We start from the raw sequence: 12,616 nt of genomic DNA on the forward strand, positions 1-12,616 counted from the left end.
ATGGCATCCCAACCTAGCGACGGCACGCGTTTCGCGCGGGGAGACACAACCAATCGGTGGTCTAGTCGTTTCCCGGCCGGGGGGAGACGGCGCGAAGGAGTCCGTCGAGGGCCTGGTTGAACTCCGCGGGACGCTCCAGGTTGGGCATGTGAGCGGCGTTCTCGATGATGGTGAGGGTGGAGCCGGGGATCAGATCGTGCATGAGCCGGGCGTCGGCGACGGGGGTGTATTCGTCGTCGGCGCCCACAACGATCAAGGTGGGCACGCGGATCCGGGCGAGCGTCTCGGTGTAGTCGGGGCGCAGGCCGCGGCCGCGCAGGGCGGCGGCGGCGCCTTCGGGGGCGGTCGCGCACATCATCGTGAGCACGTGGTCGGCCACGGCGGGGAGGCGTTCGACGGTGGCGGGGCTGATCATCTTGGGCAGGACCTCGTGCGCGTACGGCTTCATGCCCTCGCGGAGCAGGCGCTCGGCCATGGCGTCACGGGCACGCCTGCCCTCGTCGGTGTCGGCGCGGTGCGTGGTGTCGGCGAGGAGCAGGCCGCGCACGCGGCCGGGGAACAGGCGGCAGAACTCCATGACGATCTGGCCGCCCATGGACAGGCCGCCGAGGACGCAGCCGTCCACGGCCAGGTGGTCGAGCAGGGCGGCGATGTCGCGGGCGAAGGCATCCAGCCGGGTGATGCCGGGGACCACGGTGCTCTCGCCGTATCCGCGCAGGTCGAGGGCGATCACGCGCCTGCCGTACCGGCGGAGGTGGTCGATTTGGGGGCGCCACATGGATCGGTCGAAGGGCGTGCCGTGGACGAGCACCACCGGAGGCTCCCCGGTGCCGTGGTCGTCGTAGCCGATGGCGACCTGACCATTGGCGAAAACGCTCATAGCCACACATCCCTTCAAGAGCCGCTTGACTTCTCGATGCTATTGAGTGCAATAATTCGGTGCAATAGTTAAATTGCTCTCGGTGCAATGTGGAGAGTGCTTCATGGACGACTATCGGCTCATCGCCGACCAGGTGGCGGCGCGGATCGCCGACGGACGCCTGCGGCCCGGCGACCGTTTGCCGCCGCAGCGCCGGTTCGCCCGTGAGCACGGCATCGCCGTCTCGACCGCCGCCCGCGTGTACGGCGAACTGATCCGGCGCGGCCTCGCCGTCGGCGAGGTGGGACGGGGCACGTTCGTGCGCGCGGCCACGGCGGACGGCCATGTTCCCACCGAGCCGGCGCGCGTCCCCGTGGACCTTGAGATCAACTTCCCGCTCGTGCCCGAGCAGGCGGCGCTGCTGGCCGAGAGCCTCGCCGGCATGCTGCGCCCCGACGTGCTGGCGGCGACGCTGCCCCCGACCGGCGCGTCGGGCACGACCGCGGCCCGCGAGGCCGCCGCGGCGTTGCTCTCGCGGCCCGGATGGACGCCCGCCCCCGCCCGCGTCCTGTTCGCGGGCAACGGCAGGCAGGCGATCGCCGCCGCGCTCGTGGCCCTGACCTCGCCGGGCGACCGGATCGGCGTCGAGGAGCTCACCTACCCGATCGTCAAGGGCATCGCCGCCCGCCTCGGCGTCACGCTCGTGCCCCTGGCCGTGGACGAGCACGGTCTCATCCCCGCCGCGATCCGCGCCGCCGGGCCGCTGCGCGCCCTCTACGTGCAGCCGACGCTGCACAACCCGCTCGGCGTCACCATGCCCGACCGGCGGCGCGCCGAGATCGCCGCCATCCTCAACGATCTGGACATGCACGCGGTCGAGGACGGCATCTACACGTTCCTGTACGAGGACCCCACGCCGCTGGCCGCGTACGCCCCCGACCGCGTCATCTACGCCGACAGCCTGTCCAAACGCGTGGCCCCCGGCCTCACCGCCGGCTTCCTGGTGACCCCGCCCGCGCTGACCGACCGCGTCGCCGCCGCCCTGCGCTCGGGCGGCTGGACCGCCCAGCACTTCGCGCTCGCCGCGGCCACCCGCTGGCTCACCGACGGCACCGTCGCCAGGCTGGGCGACCTCAAGCGCCGCGACGCGGCCGAACGGCAGCGCATCCTGCGCGAACGACTGGACGGCTTCTCCCTGCAGGCCGATCCGCGCGCCTACCACTGCTGGTGGCGCCTGCCCAAACCCTGGCGCGCCGACACCTTCGTGGCCGCCGCCGCCCGGCGCGGCATCGCCGTGACCCCCGGCGCCGCGTTCGCGACCACCCCGGGCCAGTCCCCCAACGCCGTCCGCCTGGCCCTGGCGCCCCGGCTGGAACTGCTCGCCCCGGCCCTGGAAACCCTCGCCGCCCTGGCCGCCACCGCCCCCGAGGACACGGAGATCCACTGATCCACTGACCCATCGACGGCGTCGGGCGGTCGTGGGTGTCAGACGGTCGTGGGCGTCAGGCGGGGGGCCGCGTCAACGGCGACCGGGGCGGGGGGCGGCCGTGCCCGCGGGCGTGCGGCGGAGCAGGCGCCTGACCTCGTCGTCGGTGGTCGGGGCGAAGTCCTCGTACCAGGCGCCGATGGCGTAGAGGTCGATCGGGGTCTCCAGGCAGATGACCTGATCGGCGACGCGGCCCAGTTCGGCGACGATGTCCGGGGAGCCCACCGGAACGGCGAGGATCACGCGGTCCGCGCCGCGGGCGCGGGCGACCTGGCAGGCGGCGCGGGCGGTGCCGCCGGTGGCCACGCCGTCGTCGACGACGATGACCACGCGGCCGTCGAGCGGCGTCGCGGGGCGGTCGCCGCGCAGCCCGGAGGCGCGGTCCTCCACTTCGGCGCGCTCGCGGCGCTCCACCTCGTCCATCTGGGCCTGGGTGAGCGCGGACAGGCGGACGATGTCGGGGTTGAGCACGCGTACGCCGCCCTCGCCGACGGCGCCGTACCCGAGTTCCGGCTGGTACGGCACGCCCAGCTTGCGCACCACGATCACGTCGAGCGGCGCGCCGAGGGCGTGCGCGACCTCGGAGGCGACCGGCACTCCGCCGCGCGGCAGGCCCACCACGACGACGTTCTCGGCGTCGACCTCCGATCGCACCCGCTCGGCCAGCCGCCGCCCGGCGTCCACACGATCCGCGAACATCACTGCACCCCCGTGCGGTCGGCGAACCCGGCCGGGCCGTCGCAGCCGATACTCCCCCCGCCGACCTCCCTTCATCGTCCGCACGGCGGGCCGCGGACGGGCAGGGCCGAACGGGCGACCCGATAGGGCCGAAGGTCCCGGCCCGCGCCCGTGCGACGTCGTGGGGGGCCGTGGTGGTTCAGTCGAGCGGGCCCGTCGCCGCGGCCCGCCCGGCGTGGTTCGGCTCGTCGACGACCTGGGCGGCGGTGACGGCGACGGTGGTGACGATGTCCTTGACGGTGGCGCCGCGGGACAGGTCGTTGACGGGCTTGCGCAGGCCCTGCAGCACCGGGCCGACGGCGACGGCGTTCGCGCTGCGCTGGACGCCCTTGTAGAGGATGTTGCCGGTGTTGAGGTCGGGCACGATGAGGACGGTGGCGCGGCCCGCGACGTCGCTGCCGGGGAGCTTGGTCCGCGCGACCGTGGGATCGATGGCGGCGTCGTACTGGATGGGCCCGGCGACGGGCAGGTCGGGGCGGCGTTCGCGGACGAGTTCGGTGGCGACGCGCACCTTCTCCACGTCGGCGCCGGCGCCGGAGGTGCCGGTGGAGTACGACAGCATGGCGATCCTGGGTTCGATGCCGAACTGCTCGGCGGTGTGCGCCGAGGAGATGGCGATCTGGGCGAGCTGCTCGGCGGTCGGGTCGGGCACCACCGCGCAGTCGCCGTACACGAGCACCCGGTCGGCGAGGCACATGAAGAACACGCTGGACACCAGGCCGAGGCGGAGGATCTCGAACGCGGGCCTGATGGTGTGGGCGGTGGTGTGGGCCGCGCCGGAGACCATGCCGTCGGCCATGCCGGTCTGCACCATCAGCGTGCCGAAGTAGGACACGTCGGTCACCGTGTCGCGGGCGAGCTCGATGGTCATGCCCCGGTGGGCGCGCAGCCGCGCGTACTCCCGGGCGAAGCGTTCGCGCAGTTCGGGGTCGAACGGGTCGAGGACGGCGGCCCGGTCGACGGACAGGCCGAGCTGGGCGGCCTTGGCGCGGATGCGCTCCTCGTCGCCGAGCAGGGTCAGGTCGGCGACGTCGCGGCGCAGCAGCACGTCGGCGGCGCGCAGGATGCGCGGCTCCTCGCCCTCGGGCAGCACGATGTGCCTGCGGCGGGCCCGCGCCCGGTCGAGCAGCTCGTACTCGAACATCAGCGGGGTGACGGCGACGGCCCGGGTGATGGCGAGCCGCTCCAGCAGCAGCTCGACGTCGACGTGCTCGGCGAACAGGCGCAGCGCGATGTCCACCTTGCCGCCGGCCTCGGGGGTGAAGCGGCCCTCGACCTCCGACAGCAGGGTCGCGGTCTCGAAGGTGTCCCGTTCGGTGCAGATCACCGGGACGGGGATGCTCATGCTGCGCAGCAGCCGCTCGACCGGCGGCGCCAGGTGCCGACCGCCGGTCATGACGATCGACGACAGGCTGGGGAAGCCGGTGGCGGTGTGCGCGGCGACCAGGCCGGGCAGCAGGGCGGCGGCCCGGTCCGACGGGATGATCACGGTGGCGCCCTCGACGAGGCGGTCCAGGATGGTGGGCAGCGACATCGCGCCCACCATGAGCGCGCCCGCCTCCCGGCCCAGCCCGTGCTCGTCGCCGAGGAACAGCTCGCCGTCGCAGGCGTCGGCGAGGTCGGCGACGGTGGGGGCGCGCAGCGCGGCCGACTCGGGCAGCACGAACACCGGCGTGTCGTGCGCGATGGCGATCGTGCCGGTGGTGCGGGTGACGATGACGGCCAGCGCCTTGGCGTGGTGCTGGGCCAGCTCCTTGGACGTCAGCTCGACGGCGGCGGCGATCTGCGTGGCCGTACGGGCGAGGCCGCTGACCACGTTCAGCACCGGCGTGCCGAGGTCGGCGGCGAGCCGGGCGTTGAACTCGAACTCGGTCGGGGCGCCCACGTCGGTGTAGTCGCTGCCGACGACCACGACGGCGTCGCAGCGGGCCGCGAGCGTCCGGTAGCGCGCGATGATCTCGCCGACGGCCCGTTCGCCGTCCTCGTGCACGTCGTCGTAGGTGGCCCCGACGCACATCTCGTACGGCAGGTCCAGCCCGAACCTGGCCCGGACGGTGTTCACCAGGCCGTCCTGCCGCCCGGCGCGCACCACGGGGCGGAACAGCCCGACGTTGCCCACCTTGCGCGACAGGGCCTCCACCATGCCCAGGGCGACGACGCCCTTGTTGCTCCCGGCCTCACCCGCGGCGACATACACAGCACGTGTCATGCCCCAATTGTCAACCGATACCGGGACGATCAGGGCGTATCGGGCCGGTTAGCCGTGGTGATCCGTGCCACGAATGGGACGGCCCGCCGACCGTCCGCGCGAGGGCGGGCGGGGGCGGGCCGTACCGGCGGATCAGGCGCGGGAGGCGGCCTCCTCCAGGCCGCGGCGCACCAGGACGCGGGCGAGCTGGGCCCGGTAGGCGGCGCTCGCGTGCACGTCCGAGGCCGGGCTGAGGCCCTCGGCGGCGTGCTCGGCGGCGTCGCGGGCCGACGCCCCGCCGGCGAGGGCCTCCTCGACGGCGGTGGCCCGGACCGGCTTCTGGTCCATGTTCACCAGGCCGACCTTGCCGCCCTGGACGGCCACGCCGACGATCGCCCAGTCGATGGCCCGCTTGGTGAACTTCTGGAACGACCACCCGGCCGAGGCCGGCTTCGGCAGCCGGATCTCGGTGAGCAGCTCGTCGGGCTCCAGCGCGGACTCGAACAGGCCGCGGAAGAACTCGGTGGCCGGGATCTCCCGGGTGCCGGACGGGCCGCGCGCCACCAGCGTGCCGTCCAGGGCGAGCACGACGGCGGGCAGGTCGGAGGCCGGGTCGGAGTGGGCGAGCGAGCCGCCGATGGTGCCGCGGTGCCGTACCTGGGGGTCGCCGACGGTGCCGGCCGCGTGCGCGAGCAGCGGCAGCTCGGCGGCGAGCAGCTCGGAGTGCTCCAGGTCGTGGTGGCGGGTGAGCGCGCCGACGGCGATGTGGTCGCCCTCGTCGCGGATGTAGGACAGCTCGCGCAGCCTGCTGACGTCGACGAGCACCTCGGGCGCGGCGAGGCGCAGCTTCATCAGCGGCAGCAGGGAGTGGCCGCCCGCCAGGAACTTGGCCTCGTCGCCGTACTGCCCGGCGAGTTCGATGGCCTCGTCCGCCGACTCGGCCCGCCGGTAGGAGAAGGATGCGGGGATCACGATGCCGCCTTTCCGGCTGTCGGTGAAGGTGAGTGAAGCAGCGAGATCGAGCCGACCGGTGTCACGCGGTCTCCTCGGCGGCGGCGAGCACCGCCTTGACGATGTTGTGGTAGCCGGTGCACCGGCACAGGTTGCCCTCCAGGCCGTTGCGGACCTGCTCCTCGGTGGGGTGCGGGTTCTCCTTCAGCAGGGAGATCGACGCCATCACCATGCCCGGGGTGCAGAAGCCGCACTGCAGGCCGTGCTCCTGGTGGAAGGCCCGCTGCACCGGGTGCATCTCGCCGTTCTCGCCGGCCAGGCCCTCCAGCGTGGTGACCTCGCGCCCGTCCGCCTGCGCGGCCAGCACGGTGCAGGACTTCACCGACTCGCCGTCGAGCAGGACGGTGCACGCCCCGCAGGAGGTGGTGTCGCAGCCGATGTTCGTCGCCGTGAGGTCGAGGACGTCGCGCAGGTAGTGCACCAGAAGCGTACGGTCCTCCACCTCGGCGGAGGTCTCGTTGCCGTTGACGGTGATCGTCAGCTTCACTGCGCAGCCCTCGCTTCGTTGATCGCGGTCCAGACCCGCTCCGGGGTGGCGGGCATCTCGATGTGGTCGATGCCCAGGTGGGACACGGCGTCCACGACGGCGTTCTGCACGGCCGGGGTGGAGCCGATGGTGCCGGCCTCGCCGATGCCCTTCACGCCGAGCGAGTTGACGTCGGTCGGGGTCTCCATGGTGAGCAGCTCGAAGCTCGGCAGCTCCGCCGCGGAGATCATGGAGTAGTCGGCCAGGGTGCTGGTGATCGGGTTGCCCTCGGCGTCGTAGGCCATCTCCTCGTACAGCGCCTGGGCGACGCCCTGGGCGATGCCGCCGTGCCGCTGGCCCTCGGCGATGATCGGGTTGAGCAGCGGGCCGGCGTCGTCGACGCTGATGTGGCGCTTGAGCCGTACGCGGCCGGTCTCGGAGTCGACCTCGACGACGGCCAGGTGCGCGCCGAACGGGAACGTGGCGCGCTCGGGCTTGAAGACCGTGTCGGCGGTGAGGCCGGTCTCCCCGGCGAGCTCGGCGAGGCGGGCCCAGCCGACGCCGCGGTCGGGCACGCCGGCCACCTGCCAGGTGCCGGTGGAGGTGTCGAGCACCAGGTCGGCCGGGTCGGCCTCCAGCTCCTGGGCGGCGAGCTCGCGCGCCCGGTCCTTGATCTGGATCGCGCACTCGTGCACGGCCATGCCGCCGAGCTGCAGCGAGCGGGAGGCGTAGGTGCCGACGCCGACCGGGATGTGGTCGGTGTCGCCGTGCACGACGGTGATCTTGTCCAGGGGGATGCCGAGCTGATCCTGGACGATCATCGCCCAGGAGGTGGCGTGGCCCTGCCCCTGGGTGGAGCTGCCGGTGTAGACGGTGGCGCTGCCGTCGGTGCCGACGACGACGCGGCCGGACTCGCCGTTGGCCGCGTCGAGGGCGGTGACCTCGACGTACGTGGACAGGCCGATGCCGAGCAGCATCGGGTCGCCCGCGGCGCGGCGGCGCTCCTGCTCGGCGCGCAGCTCGGCGTACCCGGCGGCCTCCAGGACGGCGTCGAGCGCCTTGACGTACTCGCCGCTGTCGTACACCAGGCCGCGGGCGGTGGTGTACGGGAACTTGTCCGGCGGGATGAGGTTGCGGCGGCGCACCTCGGCCGGGTCCATGCCGATCTCGTCGGCGAAGATGTCGATCAGCCGCTCGATCGTGGTGGTGGCCTCGGGGCGGCCCGCGCCGCGGTAGGCGCCGACGGGGGTGGTGTTGGTGAGCACCACCTTGGAGCGCACCTGCACCTCGGGGATCTCGTACACGGCCGGGGCCATCAGGCCGGTGAACGTGGCCAGCAGCGGGCCGACGCGCGGGAAGGCGCCGGCGTCCTGGATGAAGTCGATCCGGTAGGCGAGGATCTTGCCGTCGCGGTTGCCGCCGAGCTTGACCACGTGCCGCTGCGCGCGGCCGTGCTGCGCCGCCGACAGGCTCTCGCTGCGGTTCTCCGTCCAGCGCACGCCGCGGCCGAGTTTGCGGGCGGCCCAGGCGACGCCGATGGTGTCGCGGTCGATGCCGATCTTGGCGCCGAAGCCGCCGCCGACGTCGGGGGCGATGACGCGCACGGCGTCGGGCTCCAGGCCGAGGGCGCCGAGCAGGATGCCCTTGGTGATCTGGGCGTTCTGGGTGCTCGACCAGACCGTGAGGCGATCGCCGGACCAGGTGGCGGCGGCGCCGCGGACCTCCATCGGCACGGGGGCGACGCGCTGGTTGCGGAAGACGCGCTCGATCACGACCTCGCAGGCCTCGAACGGGGCGTCGTCGAACTCCTCCGGGCCGCTGGGGGCGAGCACGTTCGACCCGGCGGCGGGGAACAGCAGCGTCTCGTCCTTGATCGCGTCCATGACGTCGACGACCGCGTCGAGCGGCTCGTAGTCGACGGTGACGAGCTCGATGGCGTCCTCGCCCTGGGCGCGGGTCTCGGTGACGACCATCGCCACCGGCTCGCCGACGTACCGGACGACGTCGACGGCGAGCAGCGGCTCGGCCATCGGGTTGTCGTCCGGCGGGGGCGGCAGGTCGTCGAGGTCACGGGCGGTGAACACGGCGAGCACGCCGGGCGCCTCGGCCGCGGCGGAGACGTCGACGCCCGTGATCCGGGCGTGGGCCAGCGGGCTGCGCACGTACGTGACGAACGCGGCGCCCGCGAGCTCGGGGACGCGTAGGTCGTCCACGTAGGTGGCGCCATCGGTCAGCAGCCGTGGATCCTCTGTGCGTACCACACGGGTACCAAGCACGCTCATTCAGCCTCCGCACCAAGGCATTGGAGTAGTCCGAACCGGACTCTGCTCACGATCTAAAGCATGTCAAAGAAAAGGGCATATATGCGCTTACGTCAACCATCGTTGGCGATCGCGTTCACAATTTGACCTGCCCAGAGGTGCGTCACGCCAGTCCCACACGCCCCGGCCACACCCGGTCCCGGGGTACATCCCCGCTGCGCCAACGGGGACATCGGCATCGCGAGAAAAATCTTCTTGGCTTCCCCACCTGCGACAACGCCCCCCGCCGCGGGGCCGGGCGGGAGGGGTGCCACCGCGACGCCGCTCTCGCCTGGCGGAAGGCCGCACCACTCCCCCCGCCGTCCGGTACTAGGGTTTCCGGCATGACCGTTGTGCCATGTCCGTGCACATGAGCGGGCCGGCCGACCCTGCCCGCACGCACCTCGCGCGAGTCCTGGACCGCTTCCGGCCGCGGACCCCGGCCGAGGCCGCCGACGTCGAACGCGTCCGGGCCCTGCCGCCCGGCGCCGACCCGTGGGCGCGCTCGGAGCCGCTGCACGTGACCGCGTCCGCGTTGATCGTGCATCCCCCGACGGCACGCGTGCTGCTGCGCTGGCACGCCCGCCAGCGGGCCTGGATCCAGGTCGGCGGGCACGCCGATCCCGGCGAGACCGACCCGCTCGCCGTCGCCCTGCGCGAGGGCGCCGAGGAGACCGGCCTGCGCGACCTGACCCCCTGGCCGGACCCCGGCCTCGTCCAGGTGGCGGTGGTGCCGGTGCCCGCCGCGCCGCACGAACCCGCCCACGAGCACGCCGACCTGCGCTTCCTGCTCGCCACCCGCACCCCCGAGGCCGCCGTCCCGGAGAAGCCGGACGCGCCGCTGCGGTGGCTGCCGGTCGAGGAGGCCCGCGCCCTCACGACCGAGCCGAACGTCCGCGAACTGCTGAGCCGTACCGCCCGGCTCTTCGACGCCCCCTCCCCGCCGGGCTGACCGCCTCCCCTCCGACCGGGGTGCGGAAGTGTCGGTCGCGGCTGGTAGATGTGGGTGCCATGGCGGTGAGCATCGAGGAGTACCTGCGCATCGTGGAAGGGCTGCCCGAGGTCGAGCGCGGCTTCGGCGGCGACTGGATCTCGTTCAAGGTCCACGACAAGGGCTTCGCCTACCTGTGGGAGAAGACCGAGACCGTCGGCCTGAAGCAGACCATCGAGGAGCAGCTCGCCCTGGTCGCCGAGCGGCCGGAGGTGTTCGAGATCCAGTTCACCGCGGGCCGCTTCGGCTGGGTCGTGGTCCACCTGGGCGGCATCGACGCCGACGAGCTGACCGAGCTGGTCACCGAGGCCTGGTGCCTGACCGCACCCAGACACCTCGTCGACGCCCACGAGGCGGCAATAGGCATCGGCCGCTGAGTTAGCCGAGTTAACTGAGCCATCCGATCCGGGTTATCCGATCCGGCGCGTCGCGACGAGATCGTACCGCGGATCTGCGCGGCGGTCCCCGACGACGGGTGCCCGGCGCTCCCGCCGGATGACCCGCCCGCCGTGAGCCCGTGGCGGGCGGTCAGCCGTGCGCCGGGACCCCGACGACAGATGCCTGGTGCTCTCGCTAGACGACGGGTGCCCGACGCTCCCGCCGGACGACCCACCCGCTGTGAGCCCGTGGTCGGCGGGCGGTCAGCCCCTGACCACGCGCAGGGCGCCGGGGGCGGGTCGGCCGAGTTCGGCGAGGGCGGCCTCGGTGGCGCGGTCGGCGGGCAGGTACACCACGATCTGCTGGCCGTCGGCCTCGGGCAGGTCCAGCGTCTCAAAGGACAGGCGCAGCTCCCCCGCCTCGGGATGCGTCATCCGCTGCACGCCGTTGCTCGCGGGGAGCCTGGCCGGGCGGTTCAGGCGGGCGCTGAACTCCGGTCCCGCAGTGAGCGCCAGCTCGTCGGCAAGGGCGGCGACGTGCGGATCGTCGCGCGAGGCCGCGACCGTCAGCGCGGCGACCCGCTCGTCGGCGACGTGGTCCCAGTCGGGGAAGGTCGTGCGCGCCCGGGGGTCGGTGAACAGGTACCGCACCAGGCTGGGCGGGTCGCCGTCCAGCAGGCCGACGGGCCCGGCCAGGCGGGCGTATCCGGCGGTGTGGGCGAGCACCTCGCCGAGCCGGTTGACCACGATGGCCGGTCCGGGCTCGAAGCCGTCCAGCAGCGCGCGGACGGTCGGCCGCACGGTGCGTGCCGGGGGCTCGGCCTCCATGCAGTACGTCAGGCCGGAGGTCTTCTTGCTCAGCCGCCGCAGTTCGAGGCGCTGTTCGTACGACAGCCGCATCGCGTTGGCGAGCGCGCCGAGCACCTGACCCGACGGGTGACGGTCGCGTCCCTGCTCCAGCCGCGTCAGGTACTCCACGCTGATCCCCGCCAGCGTCGCCAGTTCGGCCCGGCGCAGTCCCGGCGTCCGGCGGCGTGGCGCCGTGGGAAGCCCGACCTCGGCCGGCGTGACCGACTCCCGACAGGCGCGCAGAAACTCTCCCAGCTCGTTGTCGCTCACCCGCCAAAGTCTAAAAGCGGCGTCTTTCTGGCGGTATACGCCGATGCGCCCCAGGGTGGCCCTGTCAGGGACAGTCTCCGCGCGGTCTCCCTCCCCTGCGCCGGGTCCGGCAACTTGGCCGACGCGGGCGCTCGCCCGCCCGACCTCTCGAAAAGGAGACCCGATGGATCTGGGACTGCGCGGCCGTACCGTCATCGTCACCGGAGCCTCCGGCGGCATCGGCCGCCACCTAGCACGGGCGTTCGCCGCCGAAGGCGCGCACGTGGTCCTCACCTACCACCACACCCCCGACGTGGCCGAGCTCGTCGCCAAGGAGATCGGCGACCGCGCCCTGGTCACCGCGTACGCACTCGACGACCCGGACTCGGCGCACGCCCTGGTCGACGCCGCCCTGGCCTGGACCGGCCGGATCGACGTGCTGATCAACAACGCCGTCCACTGGGGCGCCACGGCCCCCGACCCGGACGCCTCCTTCGAGGCCGTCCCCGACGAGGCGTGGCTACGCGTCGTGCGCGCCAACCTCGAGGGCGCCGTACGGCTCAGCCGCCTGGTCGCCCCGGCCATGCGGGAGCGCCGCTGGGGCCGTCTGATCCACATCTCGTCGAGCATCGCCACCGACGGCATGGCGGGCTCGGAGTACTACGCCGCCGCCAAGGCCGCCCTGCACGGATTCAGCCGCTCGGCCGCCTTCAGCCTGGGCCGCGACGGCGACATCCTGTCCAACGTGGTCATGCCGGGCCTCACCCGCACCGACACCAACGCCCACATCATCGGCCCGGAGGGCGACCATTACGGCTCCTTGGCCCCCATCGGGCGGCTCCTGGACGCCCCCGAGATCGCCACCCCGGTCGTCTACCTGGCCTCAGCCGCGAACACCGGCATCACCGGCCAGGTGATCAGGGTGACGGGCGGCTCCTGACCCCCGCCCACGGGGCAATCCCTAGGGACTGGGGATCGCCGCCCCCGACGTCGCGGTCAACACGATCATTCCGCGCACCGCACGGCCCGGCCTGCTCGGCCGGGTGTTCGGCAGCCTGTACGGCGCGGTCGGCGCGCAGCTTCAGGTCGTGCTGGCGCAGCG

General features: G+C 73.1%; 12 protein-coding genes. 4 read left to right on the forward strand and 8 right to left on the reverse strand.

The features are described from left to right. Positions 1 to 61 precede the first annotated feature (61 nt). The gene (locus tag AB0K60_RS15525) at positions 62 to 880 is read right to left on the reverse strand and encodes an alpha/beta fold hydrolase (RefSeq protein WP_364054077.1); all 819 of its coding nucleotides are present in this window, start codon (positions 878 to 880) and stop codon (positions 62 to 64) included. Positions 881 to 983: 103 nt separating this feature from the next. Here AB0K60_RS15525 and AB0K60_RS15530 point away from each other — a divergent pair, with 103 nt between their 5' ends. Next, positions 984 to 2,306: a PLP-dependent aminotransferase family protein gene (locus AB0K60_RS15530; protein WP_364054080.1), complete on the forward strand. Its 1,323-nt coding sequence runs from the start codon at positions 984 to 986 to the stop codon at positions 2,304 to 2,306. A gap of 72 nt (positions 2,307 to 2,378) precedes the next feature. On the opposite strand, the gene AB0K60_RS15535 is transcribed toward AB0K60_RS15530, so the two are convergent. From AB0K60_RS15535 to AB0K60_RS15555, 5 genes are all read right to left on the reverse strand, one after another. Beyond that, positions 2,379 to 3,044, reverse strand: coding sequence for a phosphoribosyltransferase (locus AB0K60_RS15535; protein WP_364054083.1), 666 nt, complete (start codon positions 3,042 to 3,044; stop codon positions 2,379 to 2,381). 178 nt (positions 3,045 to 3,222) lie between these two features. After that, positions 3,223 to 5,292, reverse strand: a complete 2,070-nt coding sequence (gene pta, locus AB0K60_RS15540; protein ID WP_364054086.1) for a phosphate acetyltransferase — start codon at positions 5,290 to 5,292, stop codon at positions 3,223 to 3,225. 132 nt (positions 5,293 to 5,424) lie between these two features. Then, entirely contained in the window at positions 5,425 to 6,243 is an 819-nt protein-coding gene (locus tag AB0K60_RS15545) for a xanthine dehydrogenase family protein subunit M (RefSeq protein WP_364054089.1), read from the reverse strand. A 61-nt stretch (positions 6,244 to 6,304) separates the two neighbouring features. Further along, the gene (locus AB0K60_RS15550; protein WP_364054092.1) at positions 6,305 to 6,769 is read right to left on the reverse strand and encodes a (2Fe-2S)-binding protein; all 465 of its coding nucleotides are present in this window, start codon (positions 6,767 to 6,769) and stop codon (positions 6,305 to 6,307) included. Continuing rightward, positions 6,766 to 9,030: a xanthine dehydrogenase family protein molybdopterin-binding subunit gene (locus AB0K60_RS15555; protein ID WP_364054095.1), complete on the reverse strand. Its 2,265-nt coding sequence runs from the start codon at positions 9,028 to 9,030 to the stop codon at positions 6,766 to 6,768. Before AB0K60_RS15555 ends, AB0K60_RS15550 begins: the two co-directional genes overlap by 4 nt. Before the next feature lie 376 nt (positions 9,031 to 9,406). On the opposite strand from AB0K60_RS15555, the gene AB0K60_RS15560 reads away from it, so the two are divergent. Together AB0K60_RS15560 and AB0K60_RS15565 are read left to right on the forward strand one after the other, a co-directional pair. After that, positions 9,407 to 10,000, forward strand: coding sequence for an NUDIX domain-containing protein (locus tag AB0K60_RS15560; RefSeq protein WP_364054097.1), 594 nt, complete (start codon positions 9,407 to 9,409; stop codon positions 9,998 to 10,000). 59 nt (positions 10,001 to 10,059) lie between these two features. Beyond that, on the forward strand, positions 10,060 to 10,416 hold the full coding sequence (locus tag AB0K60_RS15565; protein WP_364054100.1) for an MmcQ/YjbR family DNA-binding protein: 357 nt from the start codon (positions 10,060 to 10,062) through the stop codon (positions 10,414 to 10,416). Between the two features lie 264 nt (positions 10,417 to 10,680). On the opposite strand, the gene AB0K60_RS15570 is transcribed toward AB0K60_RS15565, so the two are convergent. After that, positions 10,681 to 11,535 (reverse strand): helix-turn-helix domain-containing protein, encoded by an 855-nt coding sequence (locus tag AB0K60_RS15570; protein WP_364054103.1) that lies wholly within the window; start codon positions 11,533 to 11,535, stop codon positions 10,681 to 10,683. Positions 11,536 to 11,698: 163 nt separating this feature from the next. Here AB0K60_RS15570 and AB0K60_RS15575 point away from each other — a divergent pair, with 163 nt between their 5' ends. Next, positions 11,699 to 12,454, forward strand: a complete 756-nt coding sequence (locus AB0K60_RS15575; protein ID WP_364054106.1) for an SDR family oxidoreductase — start codon at positions 11,699 to 11,701, stop codon at positions 12,452 to 12,454. On the opposite strand, the gene AB0K60_RS15580 is transcribed toward AB0K60_RS15575, so the two are convergent. Beyond that, on the reverse strand, positions 12,432 to 12,616 hold a 185-nt coding region (locus tag AB0K60_RS15580), incomplete at its 5' end, for a hypothetical protein (RefSeq protein WP_364054109.1). The genes AB0K60_RS15575 and AB0K60_RS15580 overlap by 23 nt on opposite strands.

It is taken from the genome of Thermopolyspora sp. NPDC052614 (assembly GCF_040678635.1).
Lineage (GTDB): Bacteria > Actinomycetota > Actinomycetes > Streptosporangiales > Streptosporangiaceae > Thermopolyspora.

Coding starts and splice junctions, on each gene's coding strand:
- AB0K60_RS15525 (WP_364054077.1), bottom strand. CDS start 880: ATGAGCGTTTTCGCCAATGGTCAGGTCGCCATCGGCTACGACGACCAC.
- AB0K60_RS15530 (WP_364054080.1), top strand. CDS start 984: ATGGACGACTATCGGCTCATCGCCGACCAGGTGGCGGCGCGGATCGCC.
- AB0K60_RS15535 (WP_364054083.1), bottom strand. CDS start 3,044: ATGTTCGCGGATCGTGTGGACGCCGGGCGGCGGCTGGCCGAGCGGGTG.
- pta (WP_364054086.1), bottom strand. CDS start 5,292: ATGACACGTGCTGTGTATGTCGCCGCGGGTGAGGCCGGGAGCAACAAG.
- AB0K60_RS15555 (WP_364054095.1), bottom strand. CDS start 9,030: ATGAGCGTGCTTGGTACCCGTGTGGTACGCACAGAGGATCCACGGCTG.
- AB0K60_RS15560 (WP_364054097.1), top strand. CDS start 9,407: ATGTCCGTGCACATGAGCGGGCCGGCCGACCCTGCCCGCACGCACCTC.
- AB0K60_RS15565 (WP_364054100.1), top strand. CDS start 10,060: ATGGCGGTGAGCATCGAGGAGTACCTGCGCATCGTGGAAGGGCTGCCC.
- AB0K60_RS15575 (WP_364054106.1), top strand. CDS start 11,699: ATGGATCTGGGACTGCGCGGCCGTACCGTCATCGTCACCGGAGCCTCC.